The following is a 15,081-nucleotide window of genomic DNA, read 5'->3' on the forward strand; positions in this document are numbered from 1 at the left end:
GAATGCTGCAGCATGGGTTGAATGATATACGCAAACAAGAATCATTCTCAAATAAACCCAGAACTTTCTCTGGAATTAGAAAAAGCTTGTGTTTTGCGGTTTTCGCCTGCTGAACTGGTATCTGACGTGGTGCCGCTCAAGAAAAACGCCCCGGCTGCGGAGGCGGCCGGGGCGCTGAATGGAGCGTTCCATGCGATCAATCCAGGAAGGACACATGCTAGGGGTTTTGAATGAGAGCGCTTGCGTCTGCGTCTCCGGTCCTTCCTGGTTGTCAAGTGTAAATTGAAACAAGGTGCTTGATGGGGTCAAAGCAGCCGAAGTTGCATGCATCTGAGCCGTAAAGCTGTTTTTTTGTACTCCGATGCAACCCCCTCAAGCCAAATGCGCCGTGCAATGCAAAAAGCCCGCTGTGGAGCGGGCTTTTTTCTGGGAATGTGGACGATGGCTATTACGCGACCATCGTTTTACGGCAGAACGTCTCTGCGGCTGTCACCGTTGTTTTTTTCGTCGTAGTGCACGACGCGCCGGCGTGAGATACAGCATTGCCTGCGCAGACAACCACGGGATTATAGCAGAGGCAGAATTTGCCGCTGGAGCCACGGGCCTGTGTTGCCACTGAAGGGGTTTGAAGATGAATGAAATGACGCAAAGGCTTGAGGGCCTGCTCGCATCCGGCAAGGACTCGGCCCTGCTGCGCTGTACCTTGGGCAAGACCTATCTTGAAAACGAGGCGCCTGAGGTGGCTCATTCACACCTGGAGCGGGCCACTGAACTCGATCCCGGCTATTCGGTGGCGTGGAAGCTGCTGGGCCGGGCATTGCTGGCGCTGGGCGACGCTGCTGGAGCGCGGCGGGCGTGGAATACGGGATTGGCCTGCGCGCAGCAGAAGGGGGATGCCCAGGTCGTAAAGGAGATTGGGGTGTTCCTCAAGCGCCTGGACAGGCAGCAGGCGGGCTGAGTCGAGACCCTGCGAAAGGGTGTGGGTGCGGGTGTGTGTGTTTTGGTGCGGAGCGGGATTCACGCCTGCAAAAGAGCTTCCCTGGCCAGGGCGTCGGCCTCGGTGTTGCGGTGGCGGGGTATCCAGCGCAGTTGCACGTGCTCGAATCCCGCCAGCATGGTGCGGGCCTCATCAAAGAGGTCTGCCAGGCGCGCGATGGGCTTGATGGGGCGTGGCGATGGAGTCAACTGCTCCACCAGGATGCTGCTGTCCGTGAAGATGCTCAGGCGGCGCGCCTGCAGGGCTTGCAGGGCCTGCAGCGCGGCCATCAGGGCGCGCAGTTCGGCTTCGTTGTTGCAGCCTCGCTCGGGGCAGGGCTCGGACAGAAGGTGGCGGCGTCCGTCGGGTGCGGTGATGACGGCGCCCATGGCCATGCGTCCGGGGTTGGGTACGGCGCTTGCATCGATGTAGGCAGTCCAGAGGTCGGCATCTGAGAGCGCGGGGTCGCAGGCGCTTGGGCGTGATGAGGGCTTTTCCAGGGGCATGCCTGCATCATGCGGCAGCGGTGGAGGTTCGGTCGCATTTCTTGTCGGATGGCGCGGGACAATGCAGGTCTGCAAATCACCGAAACCGAAGAAGGCAGCGAATGATCAGGATTCTGGGCAAGTCATCGTCCATCAATGTGCGCAAGGTGCTGTGGCTTTGCGTGGAGTTGGGAATTTCTTTCGACCAGGAGGAATGGGGTTCAGGCCATCGATCGACGCAGGAGCCGGGATTTCTGGGGCTCAACCCGAATGCGATGGTTCCGGTGCTGCTTGATGGACCGCTGGTGCTGTGGGAGTCCAATACCATCTGCCGCTACCTGGCGGCCCGCCATGACCGGCAGGACCTGCTGCCGGCAGCGCGCGCCGAGCGCGCGCTTGTCGAGCAGTGGATGGATTGGCAGGCCACCGAGCTGAACAATGCCTGGCGCTATGCCTTCATGGGGTTGGTGAGAAACAGCCCTGAGCATCAGGACCCCGCGCAACTGGCTGGCAGCATGGCGAACTGGCATCGCCACATGCGCATTCTGGAGGACCAGTTGTCGCGCACCGGCGCCTTTGCTGCTGGCGCGCAATTGAGCCTGGCCGATATCGTGCTGGGTCTGTCCACGCACCGCTGGATGTCGGCGCCCATGGAGCGCCCTGAATTGCTTGCAGTCCGCGCCTACTACGAACGGCTTTGCGAGCGGGCGGGCTTTCGCCTGCACGGCGCCAACGGCACGCCTTGATGGCGGTTTGGCGCCCTGCGTGACAAAGCCCGCCAGGTTTCCTGCGGGCTTTGGTTGTTGAAAGTGTGGGGTCAGGGGGCGACGCGCACCAGAATCATGTCGGCCTTCGAGCCTGCACCACGGGTCAGGACCGGGTGGACGGTGTCATTGATGAAGATGAGTTGGTTGCCCTGGGTAATGCGTGAGGTGACCGTGTATTGCGCAGCAGGATTCAGGCGGCTGGGCTCGACGGGCAGCTTGAAGCTGTAGGGCGGCTTGAGGCCTTCGAGCCGCATGGACTGCTGGGATATCACCGGGGCGGGAGCATCGGCGCGCGAGGTGTCCTGCAATTCGACGACCAGCACGGCATCGGGCGCAAGCGGAGCGGGCTCCCTCAGGTCGACCGTTCCCATGACCGCAGTGACGGGCGCATTGGGCGCCGGCTGGGTCTGGGCGCATGCACCCAGCAGTACTGCGGACATCACGAGGGCCAGGGCTGTGCGGCGCTGAAGGCTGTTGGAATTCATTGGAGCTCCTTCTTGATTTGGGAGTCCCAGTCTGGCCTGGCGTGGCTTGCGGGGCTGTAGGAGCAGGCTCAACGCAAGCTGCTGCCATTTCCCAAAGTCGCATGGGCCGATCTGCTGGCTGGTTGCCAGTCTTGGAGGCAAGGGTGTGAAAGGTTTGTGCCCGTGCTGCGGGCGCTGCGCTGGCGACGCTCGGTTGAACACTTGCGATCTGGACAGACAAAAGCCCCTGGCTCTTTCGAACCAGGGGCTTGAATCATTTGGTCGGAGCGGCGGGATTCGAACTCGCGACCCTCTGCTCCCAAAGCAGCCGGTCGAATTATTGAAATCAACGGCTTGCACCGTTTTCTTCTAACGCGCGCATCTGCAAATGGTGCTGCCCGCCATAGGCAGCGCAGAGGCGCGTTAGAAAAAATTCAGCGTGTCGCATCCACCTTCAGCGCACGTTTGTGACGCACATAGTCGGCGGTCTGGGACTGGGTGGAGTGGGCGCCCATGCGCTGCGCCTCCATGATTCCGCGCCCACGGTCCACATCGGTAAGGGCCTTGCCGCGGAGGTCGTGGAAATGGCAGTCCTTGACGCCGGCCCGCTTCACTGCCCGTTTCCAGGCGGTGGACGCGCCCGAGTAGGTGTAGGGCTGGCCCTGCAGCGTGCAGAACACGAAACTGGGGCTCTGGTTGGGCAGTCCTCGCAGGCGGTCCACCACATCGCGCAGGCGCTGCGTCCATGCGATCAGGACCTGGGCTCCGGTCGAGCCCTCGGTTTTGGCCGGCTGGAACGCTATCCCCTGCTTGCCCACATCGCTCCACCGCAGGGTCAGCAGGTCGCCAATGCGCTGCCCGGTCAGGTACGCCATATCGATCAGCGCACAGATCGTGTGTCCGGACCGCGTGCGCTTGCCATCGTCCCCGTACATCACGGCCACCTTGATGCGGCGCACCTCGGAATCCGTGATGTACCGCGTGCGCGCCTTCACGGACATTGTCTTGAGGCTGTCCACCGGGTTCGTGCCTGGAGGCCGGTAGCCTTTCTCTTCGGCGAACCGCATCAGCTCTCGCAGCATGGAGCGGTAGGCGTTGTAGGTGCGCGGCTTGTCGCTGAAGTGTTTCAGGAACTCCACGATGGCCGGCGCAGTGACCTCCTGCGCGCGAAACTCCTGGAACGATTCGGAGATGGTGCGCGTTTGGTAGGCATCGTTAGCCTGCGTTTTCACGCTGTGTCGGCTGCCGACCTCTGCGAGCCAGTCCGCGATCAGTGCGGCCATGCTGTCCCGGGCCTGGTCTGCCTGCTCCATATCGGCCAGGGCGCGGTACAGAGCAGGTAGGCCGTCACGGATGGTGGATAGGCGCGTCCAAATCCGCTTTTTCCCTTCGGCGCGGACATGCCAATAGGCGCCGCCCTTTTCATAGACACGCTTGGGCAGGTCGCTGCGGCGCTTGCTCATGCTGGCCTCCGCATCTGCGGCGGCCGCACGCGCGGCACGGTGGACGGCGCTGGACCAGCGCATACGGCCAGGTAGTGGTCGCGCTCCAGCAGCACCTTGCCCGTGCGATCGCTGATGCGGGCGCGGAAGAACCCGCGCTTGTGCAGCGCCTTGAGCTGCAGGGAGGGCCATTGGTAGTGGGTGAGCTCCCTGATTTCGTCTTCAGAGAGGGTCAGGCTGATGCTCATGGTGGGCACCTTTCAAAAACAAAGGCCAGCGGGTGCTGGCTCTGGGGTTGGATCGGGCACATGGGGTGGACATGAAAAAGCCCGCGAATGCGGGCGATGTCAGGACAAATGGCTTACCCTCTCTGCCGAAAAGGAGAGGGCAATGGCGTATTGGTGGGTCAATCACAAACAGACTTTCAAGTCCGAGATCGAAGGCGGGTACATCTGGAGCCCTCAGCGCAAGGCCAACGGCGGCTACCACCAAGCCTATGAGAACTTGCGCCTGGTGAAGAAGGGCGACACGGTGATCTCGTATGCAGACTGCCAGGTCAAAGCGATTGGCGTGGCCACTTCCGGATACCGAGACGCAGGCAAGCCCGAAGATTTCGGTAAGGCCGGCGACGCGTGGCACGCAGATGGGTGGCTGGTGCCTGTCGCGTGGGAGCGGCTCCAGAGCCCGGTTCGGCCCAAGCAACACATGGAAGTTTTGGCCAGCGATCTGCCAGAGAAGTACTCGCCCATCCGTGCCAACGGAAATGGCAATCAAGCGATGTACCTTGCATCGGTATCTCAAGCACTGGGCGAGAAGATTCTGGGCCTTGCAGGCAGGGCCAACGACGCAGCGCTGGAACTCCACGTTCAGCAGGTTATGGAACTGGAAGAGGATCAGGTCCAGCAGGAGCTCAGCGCATCCACCACGCTGTCCGCCACAGAGATTGAGCAGTTGGTAAAAGCCCGCCGCGGGCAAGGCATCTATCGCACCAAACTCATGCAGATTGAGAAGCACTGCCGCCTTACTGGAGTTTCAGACCCCCGGCTTTTGGTGGCCAGCCATATCAAGTCCTGGAAGGATTCCACGAACGACGAGCGGCTGGATGGACACAACGGGCTGCTGCTTTCACCTCACGTTGACCGCCTGTTCGATCGCCACCTGATCAGCTTCACGGACGATGGGCAAATCATCACTGCCGGCGCGTGGGTGGTGAGTGCCATGCATGGCTGGGGTCTGGACTCGCAGAAGAATGTGGGGCCATTCACAACAATACAGCGGCGGTATCTCGAGATTCATCGGGCGAAGCTCCATAAGCAGCAGGGTTGAGCCCCGTTGGGGACGGCCATCAAAAAAGCCCGCGTTGTGCGGGCTCTGGTTCGGGTGGTTGTGTGGCGCGGCGCCTGGGCCTGGCCGTGGGCGGTGCGGACGAGGCCTCGATGTCCTGGCGCAGATACAACCATCGGCCCGGAGCGCGAACCATGGCCGCGATGTACTGATCCAGCGTCTGCTCCAGGCCCAACTGGCCGGCATGGCCGTAGTCGCGCAGTCCGAAGTAGGGCAGCGACGTGACGCACATCTGGGCGCGGACGCCTTGGGCCGCCCAGGCGCGCATGGTGTCTCGGCAGTCGCCGAATTCGATCGTGTTCATAGAGCGAAAAATCTGGTTAACGGTGCACCACCGAACAAGTCGTGACGCAAGAATTAACTGGTTGATGTCTATTTACGTTGGAGCTACATCATGGAAACGCTACACCTGCAACTGGTTCTTTCTCTTGAGCGCCAAGCAGCTGCATCGGGCCCAGCCGCTCAAGAGTCGCTGCGCGAAAAGGCCGGGATTTGGATGCTGGAGAATGAGATCGGAACGCTTACTTTTGAACCTGGCGTTGCCGACGTACTGCGACGCGTATTGGCCAGCGACTGATTCAGGAAGGGGATGTGTCAGGACAGCGCCCATGCGCTGTCTTGGATCTGGGCGTAAAAAAACCGGCTGGGGCCGGCTCTTCAGTCAGTGTCGAGTTGCGGTATCAGGTCCTGGAGCTTTTGCAGAGCAAGCTCGCCAGGGCGGGTACCGATCCCCTCGAGCACTTCCGCGTCGTCTACCAAGTGGTAGGCCATGGTCCATTTGCTGAACTTGCGGTACGGCTGCTGATGGAGGTGTAGCAGAGGGGTGAAGTCCGTATGCCGGGGATCACTGGACAGCAACGAAATCAAGTTTTGGACTTGATGGCTGGGCCCTTCGATGTACTGGCAGAAGAACTCGCCGTCGAACACCAAGATGCCTGTGATCTGGGCTTTTTCGTTGAAGGCTCGGGCTGTTTTGACGATCTGCGCGACACAGGTTGCATCGACACCAGGAGCGAGTTTGCTCTGGTACAGAAAGCATTCGAGCAGATTGGTGCCCATGCTTCTCTCTCTTTCATAAAGTGGAAAGAAATAGTAGTTGCAAACTATTCCCCTTTGTGGGTATTTTGTGGAATTACAGATTTAAATTTTATGGGCACGGGTTGGGCACGGTCTTTGCCCTCCGCCCGGTTTGGAAGCATCAGTCTCCAAAGAAAAAGCCCCTGGTGTGCGCTTCCAGGGGCTTGAGGTACCGCCTAGACTTGGCGCGCACCTCCTTGCTTGGTGTATCGGCAGCCCCTCGCCTAACATTTGGCCGATTCGATCAGGAATTGCCCGCGGTCCTCGCTGTTGATCCAGTTGGAGGCTTGTCATGGCCGGCCTGGCAGGAGAATTGCTCGAGCTAGATCCCGAGCGCTTGCTGCACGGCGGGTGGCACGGCTAGGCGCTGCTGGCACTCTGGGTTGAGCCACAGCACTTCGGTTTTGACCGCTGTGCCACGGCCAGCAGAGATGCGGGCGCCGGTGGTGTGGGCCTGCCAGTCGGCCAGCTCGCGCTCGTAAAGCTCCGATGGGTAGCCGCTGAGCACGACCATGCCGCGCAGGCCTCGCAGTACGCCCAGCAGCTCCAGGTGCTGCTCGTCCGTCATCTCGTGCCGGTAGCATCCCTGGGCCACGTTGCGCAGCGAGCGCGTGCCGAACACATAGGGCGGGTCCACGAAATGCAGGGTGTCGGGCGTGTCGTGCTGCTGCATGACCTCGATGGCAGGCCTGTTCTCGATCAGCACGCCCTGCAGGCGCTCGATGATGGGCGGCAGCTGGCCGGGGTAGCGGCTCCATAGGTGCTGGGCCGTGCCGTAGGGCCTGGCAGTGTCAATGCGGAAGCCCGTCACTCCCTTTGTGGCGCCGGCAGAGCCGAAGCCCATGCATGCCCGCACGGCGGTGCGCCTGGCGCGCTCCACGGGCTCCTCGCAGTCTTGATAAGACAGGTCGAACTCGGCCCGCGCGTATGGCGTGAGGTGCAGCAACTGGATAAGCCGTTCGGACTGGCCAGGGTCGCGCAGCACGCGGAAGAAGTTGGCGATGTCGTCGTCCAGGTCGTTGTAGACCTCGGCGTACGCCCGGGGCTTTTGCAGCAGCACGCCGGCCGCGCCGCCGAAGGGCTCGACGTAGCAACGGTGCTCGGGGAAGTGCTGGAGCACCCAGGGCGCCAGCCGGAACTTGGCGCCGTGGTAGCGCAGGGCGGGGGATGTGACGTGGCTCATGCGCTGACAGCCTCTGCCATCCTGGCCGCCGCGCGCTGCAGCCGAGCGTTGAACCACCGGCGCAGCACATACTGGCGAGCGATGGAGATGGCCGTGTAGATCAGGCTGATGGCCACGTTCTCGCCCAGGCTGGGCGCGAAGCCGAAGCGGGGGAACACCAGGGCGTTTGCCACGATGCTGACCAGCAGCCCGATGGTCACGTTCATCAGGGTCTCTATCAGCGAGCCCAGGCGGGTTTGGTTCATGGGTGGCTCCAGAAACAAAAAAGCCCGAGCGGCTTGCACCGGTCGGGCTTGAAGTTGATCAATCTGTATTGCGGTGTACAGGAATGGTGGAACAGGGATTTGACTATTTATGACTGTTGTAGCTGTGGATGTTATAGAATAACTTGCGTGAAACTACTTGAAAAATAATATTGAATTGTAATTGCAGGATAGAGTTCTAACCATTTAGATCTGAAGATGACCTTATTTGTTGAATTCTTGTTGCCTCGCAAGCCTGTATCGCATCAGGCCAAAAATAAAGCCAATCTTGATTTGTGGAAGGATTTCGTATATTCACGTGCTCGTTTGGTGTGGACACGAACACCTATTTACGGAATATCGTTAAAATTCACCATGGTTTTCTTGGCTGAAGCTGACGATGAGGGTGATATAAATAATTTTGTAAAACCGGTGCAAGACGCGTTAAATTCTTTAGTTTATGCAGATGATGACTTGGTGATGGATGTGTCGGCTCATAAGCGTGTTTTAAGTGAGCCAATTGCTATTGATGGTCTTCCTGATCAGCTTTCTTTGGCGGTTATAGACGGGATGCCTTGTGTCTACATTGCGATCTCTAAATCTCGCGAATTATCTGAGGAGTTTGTATGACGCTAGTTGCAGATATTATCGCAGCACGTGCTGTGGCTGATAAGCTTGAAGGAGAAGGGTATTCGGTAACAATTGAGCCCGATCTTTCGTTAATACCGTTTGATTTACACGGATACCGTCCCGATATCCTTGCGGTTAAGGGAGATAAGAAGATGATTGTGGAAATTAAGCGGTCTAGGATTAAGGTGAATTCCGAATTGTTTTTGAAAGTATCCAAAACTGCTTCTGCTCACCCGGGTTGGAGTTTTAAGCTTGTGACCTTGCCTGACGATTTGGAAGAAAGTACCTTCCGTGACAGGGCGCGTTTAGATCAGATCGTCGGATTAGTGGAAAAGGTCGAGGATTTTCTAAAAACACCCGGATCTGAAGATTTTGTAATAGTTACATTGTGGAATGCATATATATATGCGTTGCTGTTGCGTATCGATGAAAATTCAGTGGAAATAGCTCGTCGAAGTGACCTTTCTGTGCTAAATACTGCATATTCTGAAGGAGTAATTAATTTCAATGAACTCTCTCAGGCTAAGAGTTTTCTTGAACTTAGAAATCAAGCGACTCATAATGTTAATTTCAAGATTTCTCGTAATGATATTTTGGAACTCTTGTCCCTTACGAAGAAATTAATAGCTGCAAGTTAATTGTTGATATGAACGTTTTTAACTTTCGGGATTTTGGCATTTCTGCTGAGAATTAAATTCCTTTCTGACAAACGGAGCCTATGGGCTGGAGCTATTTCATCCAGTTGGCTCCTCGTCGCTGGTGCGGTGGATGAGGCCTTGCCAGTGCTGGCCCGGTGGCAATGGCGTGGTGTGGCCGGACCCGTCTGCTGTGGGCTTTGGGAGCGCAGCCAGCAGCGCTGGCGAGTCAAGAAACCCGACGCGCGAAGCCTTGGTGATGCGCGCAAACTCGATCTCTGCGCGGGAGCTGGCCACCAAGGTCTGGCCGATGTCGGTGATGGCGCGGGCGATCTGCGGCGTGGTGGAGCCGTTGCGCAGATCCTTGATGGTCTGGAGCAGCAGCGATTGCAGCTGGCCCATGCCGCTGGTTTCAGGCGGCGTGGGCTGTGTGTCCGTGGTGGTGGTGGTCATGCTCGGCTTTCTCAAATTCCTTGATCTCTTGGTCCAGCTGGCGTGTGAGTTCCCACACGGGCAGCAGGTCGATGGGGACGGCGGCCCCGTTGCTGCGGGACAGCTCTGCGCGTGAGATGCATCGCAGGTTGTTGATGTCGATATTCGAGGTGTCGCCGTCATGGAAGATGACGGCATGTCCCTCTGGGATGGGACCGTGGTGCTGCTCCCACACGATGCGGTGCACCAGCGCCCAGCGGTTTGGCTCGGCCACCTTGCGCTTGAGGTAGCGGGCTGCATGTGGCAGCGCTCGGGGCGGTGTGGTCCAGCGCTCGGTACCCACAGGCACCCAGGTCGGCGGCCTGTTGCCGGCCTTGAAATGGCTTTTTCCCTGCTCCACGCTGTACCCGTGCTTCCCCTTGTTCCACGGCTTGAACCCTGCGGTGAACTGTCCCTGCCTCTGGCCCTGGCGCAGCATGGAAGCGCGGTAGGTCTGGGTCAGCACCGCAGGGGACTTGTGCAGGCCCAGGCGGCTGGCCCTTGTGGCGATGTCCTGCCTGGGCATGCCCAGCAGCTCGCACAGGTCCTCGTTGAGCATGTCGGCATACAGCAGCTGCAGCAGGTCATCAAGGTGCGTCCAGCGGCCGGTGCGCAGGGTCTTGGCGCCGGGTGCCTTTTTCACGCCCAGGTCATAGGCGCGCTGCTGCACATGCCTGGCCGAGCGCTGCAGTTGCGCAGCGACGGCAGCCGTGGGCTGGGTGGGGTAGTGCGCGCGCAGGTACGCGTCATCCTCGGCCCGCCATGGCGTGTTCTTGCTCATAGCGGGAGACCGACCTGCAGCCCCTTGATCTGCAGCACGCGGCGTGCGTGGTTGCCGACTTCGGCGGTGACGGAGTAGCCGTAGCCATCAGGGTTGATCAGCTCGCGGATCAGGTCGAAGGCCTCGGCCACATCAGGCGCCAGGTGGCTGGCGTCGTAGGTGGTGGTTTCGAGGTTGGGCAGGTGCTGGGCCATGCGAAGTAGCTCCAGTGCGGCCGCGTCCTCGGTCTGTAGGCCGCGCCCCGGCACCGGGCGGGGCAGGTTGGTGGTCAGGGCAACACGGCCCTCGTCGTCGGCGGAAATGGCAATGATGATTTGGCGGGCCATGGTGGTCTCCTGTGAAGTGGCTGGGTCAGGACGGGGTGCCGTCAAGGTGCAGAAGGCGGTGGATCTGGTCGCGCGAGCGGTCGAACTGGACAGCCCATGCGGCACGCTGGGTGATGGGTGGCCTGCTGGCGTGCTGTGCTGCCAGGGCGTGGGCATCGGCCAGCGCGAGGGCGTGGCGCAGCGCATAGTGCCAATCGCTGGCCCAGTGGTGGTCGCGGTCAGCGGTGGCAGATGACGACATAGGGCCGGTCTCCAAATTGCTCCAGCGCCCAGGCGCATGCGTCTTGCGTGCAGGCGCCGACGAATTGCTGCTGCGTGCAGCCGCATTTGATGGTGAAGGTGCGCATGTGGCTCCAGTGATCAGAGGGATGGCAGTTCCAGCGGGATCTGCTGGAGCTTGGTTGCGGCGGGCGCATCGGCTGCGCTGGCCTTGCGGCTGCGGCGCTTGGAAGGAGTGGCAGCAGCTGCGGAGCTGGCCAGCTGCTCGCGCGCCCTGGCGAAGGTCTGGGCCACGTTGGTGTGTTCGCTGCGGCGGTAGACAAAGGCCTGATCAGTGATCGGCGTGGAGGGGCGGGTGATGCGGGCAAGTTGCATGTGGGTCTCCGGCATGCAAACGGCCCGCTCAGTGGCGGGCCGTTGGTTGGTCAAAGAAGGTGGTGCCGCACCAGGCGTAGAGCAGCATTCCGCTGTGCCTGGCCTCGTCCAGCGCCGCATATCCCGCGTTGCTCAGCAGCGCGCATGCGCTCCAGATCAGGGGTTGGCCGCCGCTCTCGCGCTCCATCACGGCGCCTTCGGCCAGGTCGCGGAAGTAGGTGGCCAGCCAGAACGGCCCGGCAGGGGTTGGGGGCGGTGTCTCGGGATAGGGAGGGCTCATGGCTGGTCTGGGCATGCCTCGAAATACCTCGTCCCAGACCAGGCGAAGAGCAGGAACCCCTCTTTCAGCGCGTGCGACAGGGCTTCGCTGGCGCGCTCATGAATCAGGACAGCCGCGAAATGCAGTGCGTCAGTCGTGATGCCGTCGCGGCGCCTTTTCTGCTGGATGAGGCTCTCAATTGCTGTTTCCCGAGCTGCATGGCGGAAGTAAGCGGCGATCCAGAATCGGCCCTTTGACGTGTCGTAGTCAGGCGGTGTTTTTGGGAGCGCGATGCCCAGATGCTCGACCGTGGCTTTGCGTGGAGGGCGGCGCGGTGGGATGGCATTTGCCATGGCAGATCTCCAGTGGTGGACGAAGAAAAGGGCCGGTGCCGCGTGGTGGCTGCGTGGGCGAGATGGCTGGTGGTTGCGAAGCGAGAAACCCAGGCCCGGCGAAAAGAAGGCCGCATATGACATCCAAAAGCGAAGTGCCCAGAAGGCGGATGGCGCGGCATCAAACCGAAGCGCCCTGCAACCCAAGACGCTTGGGTTTGCCCTGCGTTGCGCAGGGCGGGCGCGCTGCTGGCGGTCAGCCCGACAGCCGGCAGTGCTTCAGCCATTACCCGCCATGGCTGCGGTGTGTGGGCGCCTCGATAGACGAGGTCATCCCCTGGCGGTCGTAGTCACGCGCTCGGTGAAATCGGCCACGCTGGGCCGCAAGGGGGTTTTCAGGTCTTCGCGCCGCAGCTCCAGTGATTGGAGTGGGCGCCTGCCGGCCTGGGCGAAAGCAGGGCTCCGAAGGCAGCCCCATGCTTCACAGCGTGGGGTGCTGGTCTTGTTTATTTCGCAGGGCGAGAGTGGTGACGTGTCAGCTGCCGAAAACCCGTTCGCCGTTGATAGTCAGCGAAGTGACCTTGCGAGTCATGAAGTTCACGGAGCAGGAAACACTGGCAGGAACTTCCATGCCGAAGCCGTTGCGCAAGCGGACTTCGTTTTTGCCGATGGCCCAGGTGAAGAGGTGAGTTTCACCGTAGGTGGTGGCGCCGGCAGAGGGCACCTTGGCATTGCTCGGGTCTTTGGCGAACGTGCGTATGGCCTCCCGGCAAAGGGCCAGGGCCTTCGTCTCTTTCATGGGTCCGTTGGCATCGCTGCCTGCAGACACGCAGGAGTAGGCCACGAAGGCCGCTGCAACTGCTCCAGCCAGCCCAAGTAAACCCTTGCCTTTTGCTGACCCAGATCTCTCCATGTCGGGCCAGATGTTGGCATAGGCCCCCTCGTTATTGCGCTCGGGTGGGCTGCTGCTTGGTGGGGTCACTGGAGCACCGCAGCCTGGGCAGGCGGCGGCCTTGTCGCTGATTTCCTTGCTGCACTCCGCACACTTGATCAAAGCCATCTGTCCCCCTCGTCTGGTTGCGTAGGGGGATGGTAGCAAGCGCGCAGCTGTCACCACTCTCTTGTTAAGGGGCGGGGCTTGCCCGGTCGATGCCATGGTGCCCGTGCAGCGAAGTCGCGGCACAGGGGTGATAGTAGCGGCACTTCTTAGTTATTGCAACAGTGCCACTTCTATTTGAGCTGAAAAAATAAATCTGTAGCAATGTTTTCAGTGTTGGCGGTTCGATTCCAGTAGTGCAACTTGGCGTTGCGCAACCTTGCGTTGCGTTGCGCAACCCAGCGTTGCGCAACGCTGGGTTGCATATGCATGAAGGGGTTGCTTTCGATGTAGGGCTGTGCAACACTGTATAAAAGAACAGGTATACACATGACCACTGACCTAAAGCTCTTTCTTGGCCAACGTTTGAAGTCTGCTCGCCAGGCGGCATGTCTATCGCAAGAGCATGCAGCAGATACGTTGCGGGTTTCTAGGCAGGTGGTCTCCAAGTGGGAGAGAGGATTGAGTTGTCCCACTGCTATTCAGCTCGGTGATTTGGCGATTCTTTACTGCGCCTGCGCACACTCGTTATTGTTTGGTCAACCCTTCGAGCAAGTGCAATTTAGTGAATTTTTGCAAAAGCAGCGCCTAACCCAGCCACTATTTGAAAGAATGAAAAATGGCGAAAGATGCGACGCAAATAGCTGAACTAATAGAGAACTACCAGGAGAAATTGCCGACTCCTCGGTTCGTCACTGATGTATATATTCAGGCTGTTGCTAGATTGGCGGAACGGATTACCGCTCAAGAGCTTGAGGAGTTGATCGCACTGGGTGCGCTCATCAAGGAGCGTTCCACCATGTACATCCCCGCATGTCAGTGGCACGATGATCCACAATGCTCGCGCGGTAGGATCATTCGCCACTGAGCTAGTGATCAGCCGTTTCTTTGTGTCGCTTACTAGCTGATTTGACTGATTTGGGCTTGGCAGGTGTCCCAAGAGGAGAAGATTCGGAAGGGGCGATGGCATGCTGTGAGCTTTTATAAAGCTCTTGAGCAAGCTTACTAATTGCATCGACAGACTCTTTAGTCATCGACCTGACCATTAGTATCAACTGAATCTCAAATTTGCTCAGATCTGCAATGCTTGCTGGCAAATCACTTGTTCCAGCAAGACCGGCAAAGTGAATTGCTTGTTCAGCCAGTCTGGGGCTGAAATCTCTAATTTTGCAACCTAAGCCTTCTGCGAATCCAGCAGCCGCCTTCAGGCTAAGAGGTGTGTCTCCTCGCAGAAATTGGCCGACAGCACTCTGGCTGCCGATGCCGTGCTGCTCCCCGAAGACCGCTTGGCTAGTGTGCGGGAGGCGTTCCCACAAGTCGGCGAGCAGCAGCGCCTCCTGGCGGTGCTCGTCGGTGACGATGGCTTTCCTGTTGGTCATGACTCTTTGACAGTAGTAGAACTACTCGAATTCGCAAAGAAGTGCCACTGTTGACCTTGTCTAGAAGTGGCGCTACTATGTTGCGATGAGCAACGTTAAAGCTATACGCGCGCTTCTGCAGATCACTCAGCAGGCATTTGCTGATGGGATTGGTTGCACTCAAAGCAACATCGCCCAGTACGAGCGTGGTCAGACTGAGCCGTCGCCTGGTCGCGCCCGGCGGATCGTTGAGTTCGCTCGTGGGCTTGGTCTCGCCATATCGCTGGAGCATGTGTATGGCGATGTCGAGTTGCCTACCTGCACAGGCGAAGCACGGAGCGTAGGCGAGGCTTCACATGCCTAAAGCTCATCGCGTGGTTTGTGCGACTAGTGCTCGCAGCTGTGCAATCACCTCCGGCGCTGCGCTCCCAGTCTCCTGCATGCGCCGGCAGCACAGCTCGCTCCAGCGGGCTACCGCGGCCGCGCTGAAACCGGCTCGGCCTTCGCCCTCCAGGACTTCGATCATCTGGCCCAGGAACAGCTCCAGGGCCTGCGCCCATTGGGGGCTGCCGATGTTGTCTGCTGTGGGCGTTGCGGGTGTTGTGCTGTGGGTCATGTC

Annotated in this window: 28 protein-coding genes; 9 read left to right on the forward strand and 19 right to left on the reverse strand. The window is 59.5% G+C overall.

The features are described from left to right. Positions 1-21 precede the first annotated feature (21 nt). Together LGR64_RS06825 and LGR64_RS06830 are read left to right on the forward strand one after the other, a co-directional pair. On the forward strand, positions 22-234 hold the full coding sequence (locus LGR64_RS06825) for a hypothetical protein (RefSeq protein WP_141836278.1): 213 nt from the start codon (positions 22-24) through the stop codon (positions 232-234). 397 nt (positions 235-631) lie between these two features. Continuing rightward, positions 632-958, forward strand: coding sequence for a tetratricopeptide repeat protein (locus LGR64_RS06830; RefSeq protein ID WP_012206511.1), 327 nt, complete (start codon positions 632-634; stop codon positions 956-958). 59 nt (positions 959-1,017) lie between these two features. On the opposite strand, the gene LGR64_RS06835 is transcribed toward LGR64_RS06830, so the two are convergent. After that, positions 1,018-1,482, reverse strand: coding sequence for a ribonuclease HI family protein (locus LGR64_RS06835; protein WP_230355111.1), 465 nt, complete (start codon positions 1,480-1,482; stop codon positions 1,018-1,020). A 101-nt stretch (positions 1,483-1,583) separates the two neighbouring features. Here LGR64_RS06835 and LGR64_RS06840 point away from each other — a divergent pair, with 101 nt between their 5' ends. Continuing rightward, complete coding sequence (locus LGR64_RS06840) at positions 1,584-2,207, forward strand: glutathione S-transferase family protein (protein ID WP_230356163.1); 624 nt, start codon at positions 1,584-1,586, stop codon at positions 2,205-2,207. Positions 2,208-2,278: 71 nt separating this feature from the next. Here the strand turns inward: LGR64_RS06840 and LGR64_RS06845 are convergent, their stop codons facing one another. The 3 genes from LGR64_RS06845 to LGR64_RS06855 form a co-directional block, all read right to left on the reverse strand. Beyond that, complete coding sequence (locus LGR64_RS06845; RefSeq protein WP_141836284.1) at positions 2,279-2,713, reverse strand: YbaY family lipoprotein; 435 nt, start codon at positions 2,711-2,713, stop codon at positions 2,279-2,281. Between the two features lie 413 nt (positions 2,714-3,126). Further along, positions 3,127-4,155 (reverse strand): tyrosine-type recombinase/integrase, encoded by a 1,029-nt coding sequence (locus LGR64_RS06850; protein WP_230355112.1) that lies wholly within the window; start codon positions 4,153-4,155, stop codon positions 3,127-3,129. Then, a complete protein-coding gene (locus LGR64_RS06855; RefSeq protein ID WP_230355113.1) occupies positions 4,152-4,382 on the reverse strand; it encodes a DUF4224 domain-containing protein in 231 nt (76 codons plus the stop codon). The genes LGR64_RS06850 and LGR64_RS06855 overlap by 4 nt, the downstream gene beginning before the upstream one ends. A gap of 142 nt (positions 4,383-4,524) precedes the next feature. Between LGR64_RS06855 and LGR64_RS06860 the strand changes: the two genes are divergently transcribed. Further along, a complete protein-coding gene (locus tag LGR64_RS06860) occupies positions 4,525-5,460 on the forward strand; it encodes an HNH endonuclease (RefSeq protein WP_230355114.1) in 936 nt (311 codons plus the stop codon). A gap of 19 nt (positions 5,461-5,479) precedes the next feature. Here LGR64_RS06860 and LGR64_RS06865 read toward each other — a convergent pair whose 3' ends face one another. Beyond that, a complete protein-coding gene (locus LGR64_RS06865) occupies positions 5,480-5,782 on the reverse strand; it encodes a hypothetical protein (RefSeq protein WP_230355115.1) in 303 nt (100 codons plus the stop codon). 90 nt (positions 5,783-5,872) lie between these two features. Between LGR64_RS06865 and LGR64_RS06870 the strand changes: the two genes are divergently transcribed. Then, complete coding sequence (locus LGR64_RS06870) at positions 5,873-6,055, forward strand: hypothetical protein (protein ID WP_157760139.1); 183 nt, start codon at positions 5,873-5,875, stop codon at positions 6,053-6,055. Positions 6,056-6,135: 80 nt separating this feature from the next. On the opposite strand, the gene LGR64_RS06875 is transcribed toward LGR64_RS06870, so the two are convergent. The 3 genes from LGR64_RS06875 to LGR64_RS06885 form a co-directional block, all read right to left on the reverse strand. After that, on the reverse strand, positions 6,136-6,537 hold the full coding sequence (locus tag LGR64_RS06875; protein ID WP_230355116.1) for a BLUF domain-containing protein: 402 nt from the start codon (positions 6,535-6,537) through the stop codon (positions 6,136-6,138). A gap of 340 nt (positions 6,538-6,877) precedes the next feature. Then, positions 6,878-7,738: a DNA adenine methylase gene (locus tag LGR64_RS06880; protein WP_230355117.1), complete on the reverse strand. Its 861-nt coding sequence runs from the start codon at positions 7,736-7,738 to the stop codon at positions 6,878-6,880. Continuing rightward, complete coding sequence (locus tag LGR64_RS06885) at positions 7,735-7,983, reverse strand: DUF7220 family protein (RefSeq protein ID WP_230355118.1); 249 nt, start codon at positions 7,981-7,983, stop codon at positions 7,735-7,737. The genes LGR64_RS06880 and LGR64_RS06885 overlap by 4 nt, the downstream gene beginning before the upstream one ends. A gap of 216 nt (positions 7,984-8,199) precedes the next feature. Here LGR64_RS06885 and LGR64_RS06890 point away from each other — a divergent pair, with 216 nt between their 5' ends. After that, the gene (locus tag LGR64_RS06890; RefSeq protein WP_230355119.1) at positions 8,200-8,610 is read left to right on the forward strand and encodes a RusA family crossover junction endodeoxyribonuclease; all 411 of its coding nucleotides are present in this window, start codon (positions 8,200-8,202) and stop codon (positions 8,608-8,610) included. Next, positions 8,607-9,248, forward strand: coding sequence for a hypothetical protein (locus LGR64_RS06895; protein WP_230355120.1), 642 nt, complete (start codon positions 8,607-8,609; stop codon positions 9,246-9,248). The genes LGR64_RS06890 and LGR64_RS06895 overlap by 4 nt, the downstream gene beginning before the upstream one ends. A 96-nt stretch (positions 9,249-9,344) precedes the next feature. On the opposite strand, the gene LGR64_RS06900 is transcribed toward LGR64_RS06895, so the two are convergent. From LGR64_RS06900 to LGR64_RS06935, 9 genes are all read right to left on the reverse strand, one after another. Further along, entirely contained in the window at positions 9,345-9,698 is a 354-nt protein-coding gene (locus LGR64_RS06900; protein WP_230355121.1) for a hypothetical protein, read from the reverse strand. Then, a complete protein-coding gene (locus LGR64_RS06905; RefSeq protein WP_230355122.1) occupies positions 9,658-10,497 on the reverse strand; it encodes an HNH endonuclease signature motif containing protein in 840 nt (279 codons plus the stop codon). Before LGR64_RS06905 ends, LGR64_RS06900 begins: the two co-directional genes overlap by 41 nt. Continuing rightward, on the reverse strand, positions 10,494-10,823 hold the full coding sequence (locus LGR64_RS06910) for a hypothetical protein (RefSeq protein ID WP_230355123.1): 330 nt from the start codon (positions 10,821-10,823) through the stop codon (positions 10,494-10,496). The genes LGR64_RS06905 and LGR64_RS06910 overlap by 4 nt, the downstream gene beginning before the upstream one ends. Before the next feature lie 25 nt (positions 10,824-10,848). Continuing rightward, positions 10,849-11,064: a hypothetical protein gene (locus tag LGR64_RS06915; protein WP_230355124.1), complete on the reverse strand. Its 216-nt coding sequence runs from the start codon at positions 11,062-11,064 to the stop codon at positions 10,849-10,851. Continuing rightward, complete coding sequence (locus LGR64_RS28540) at positions 11,042-11,170, reverse strand: hypothetical protein (RefSeq protein ID WP_255247323.1); 129 nt, start codon at positions 11,168-11,170, stop codon at positions 11,042-11,044. The genes LGR64_RS06915 and LGR64_RS28540 overlap by 23 nt, the downstream gene beginning before the upstream one ends. Before the next feature lie 13 nt (positions 11,171-11,183). Then, a complete protein-coding gene (locus tag LGR64_RS06920; RefSeq protein WP_230355125.1) occupies positions 11,184-11,417 on the reverse strand; it encodes a hypothetical protein in 234 nt (77 codons plus the stop codon). Between the two features lie 28 nt (positions 11,418-11,445). Beyond that, complete coding sequence (locus tag LGR64_RS06925; RefSeq protein WP_097202172.1) at positions 11,446-11,697, reverse strand: hypothetical protein; 252 nt, start codon at positions 11,695-11,697, stop codon at positions 11,446-11,448. Further along, positions 11,694-12,029 carry a hypothetical protein gene (locus tag LGR64_RS06930; RefSeq protein ID WP_230355126.1) on the reverse strand — a complete coding sequence of 112 codons (336 nt, stop codon included), beginning with the start codon at positions 12,027-12,029 and terminating at the stop codon, positions 11,694-11,696. The genes LGR64_RS06925 and LGR64_RS06930 overlap by 4 nt, the downstream gene beginning before the upstream one ends. Positions 12,030-12,543: 514 nt before the next feature. Then, positions 12,544-13,068 carry a hypothetical protein gene (locus LGR64_RS06935; protein ID WP_230355127.1) on the reverse strand — a complete coding sequence of 175 codons (525 nt, stop codon included), beginning with the start codon at positions 13,066-13,068 and terminating at the stop codon, positions 12,544-12,546. Positions 13,069-13,434: 366 nt separating this feature from the next. Between LGR64_RS06935 and LGR64_RS06940 the strand changes: the two genes are divergently transcribed. Then, complete coding sequence (locus tag LGR64_RS06940; RefSeq protein WP_230355128.1) at positions 13,435-13,752, forward strand: helix-turn-helix domain-containing protein; 318 nt, start codon at positions 13,435-13,437, stop codon at positions 13,750-13,752. Positions 13,753-13,973: 221 nt separating this feature from the next. Here LGR64_RS06940 and LGR64_RS06945 read toward each other — a convergent pair whose 3' ends face one another. Then, the gene (locus LGR64_RS06945) at positions 13,974-14,483 is read right to left on the reverse strand and encodes a hypothetical protein (RefSeq protein WP_230355129.1); all 510 of its coding nucleotides are present in this window, start codon (positions 14,481-14,483) and stop codon (positions 13,974-13,976) included. 85 nt (positions 14,484-14,568) lie between these two features. Here LGR64_RS06945 and LGR64_RS06950 point away from each other — a divergent pair, with 85 nt between their 5' ends. Beyond that, positions 14,569-14,826, forward strand: a complete 258-nt coding sequence (locus LGR64_RS06950; RefSeq protein WP_230355130.1) for a helix-turn-helix domain-containing protein — start codon at positions 14,569-14,571, stop codon at positions 14,824-14,826. 3 nt (positions 14,827-14,829) lie between these two features. Here the strand turns inward: LGR64_RS06950 and LGR64_RS06955 are convergent, their stop codons facing one another. Continuing rightward, positions 14,830-15,078, reverse strand: a complete 249-nt coding sequence (locus LGR64_RS06955) for a hypothetical protein (protein WP_230355131.1) — start codon at positions 15,076-15,078, stop codon at positions 14,830-14,832. Positions 15,079-15,081 lie beyond the last annotated feature (3 nt).

The organism is Delftia sp. Lp-1, from assembly GCF_020523835.1.
GTDB classification, from domain to species: domain Bacteria; phylum Pseudomonadota; class Gammaproteobacteria; order Burkholderiales; family Burkholderiaceae_C; genus Comamonas; species Comamonas acidovorans.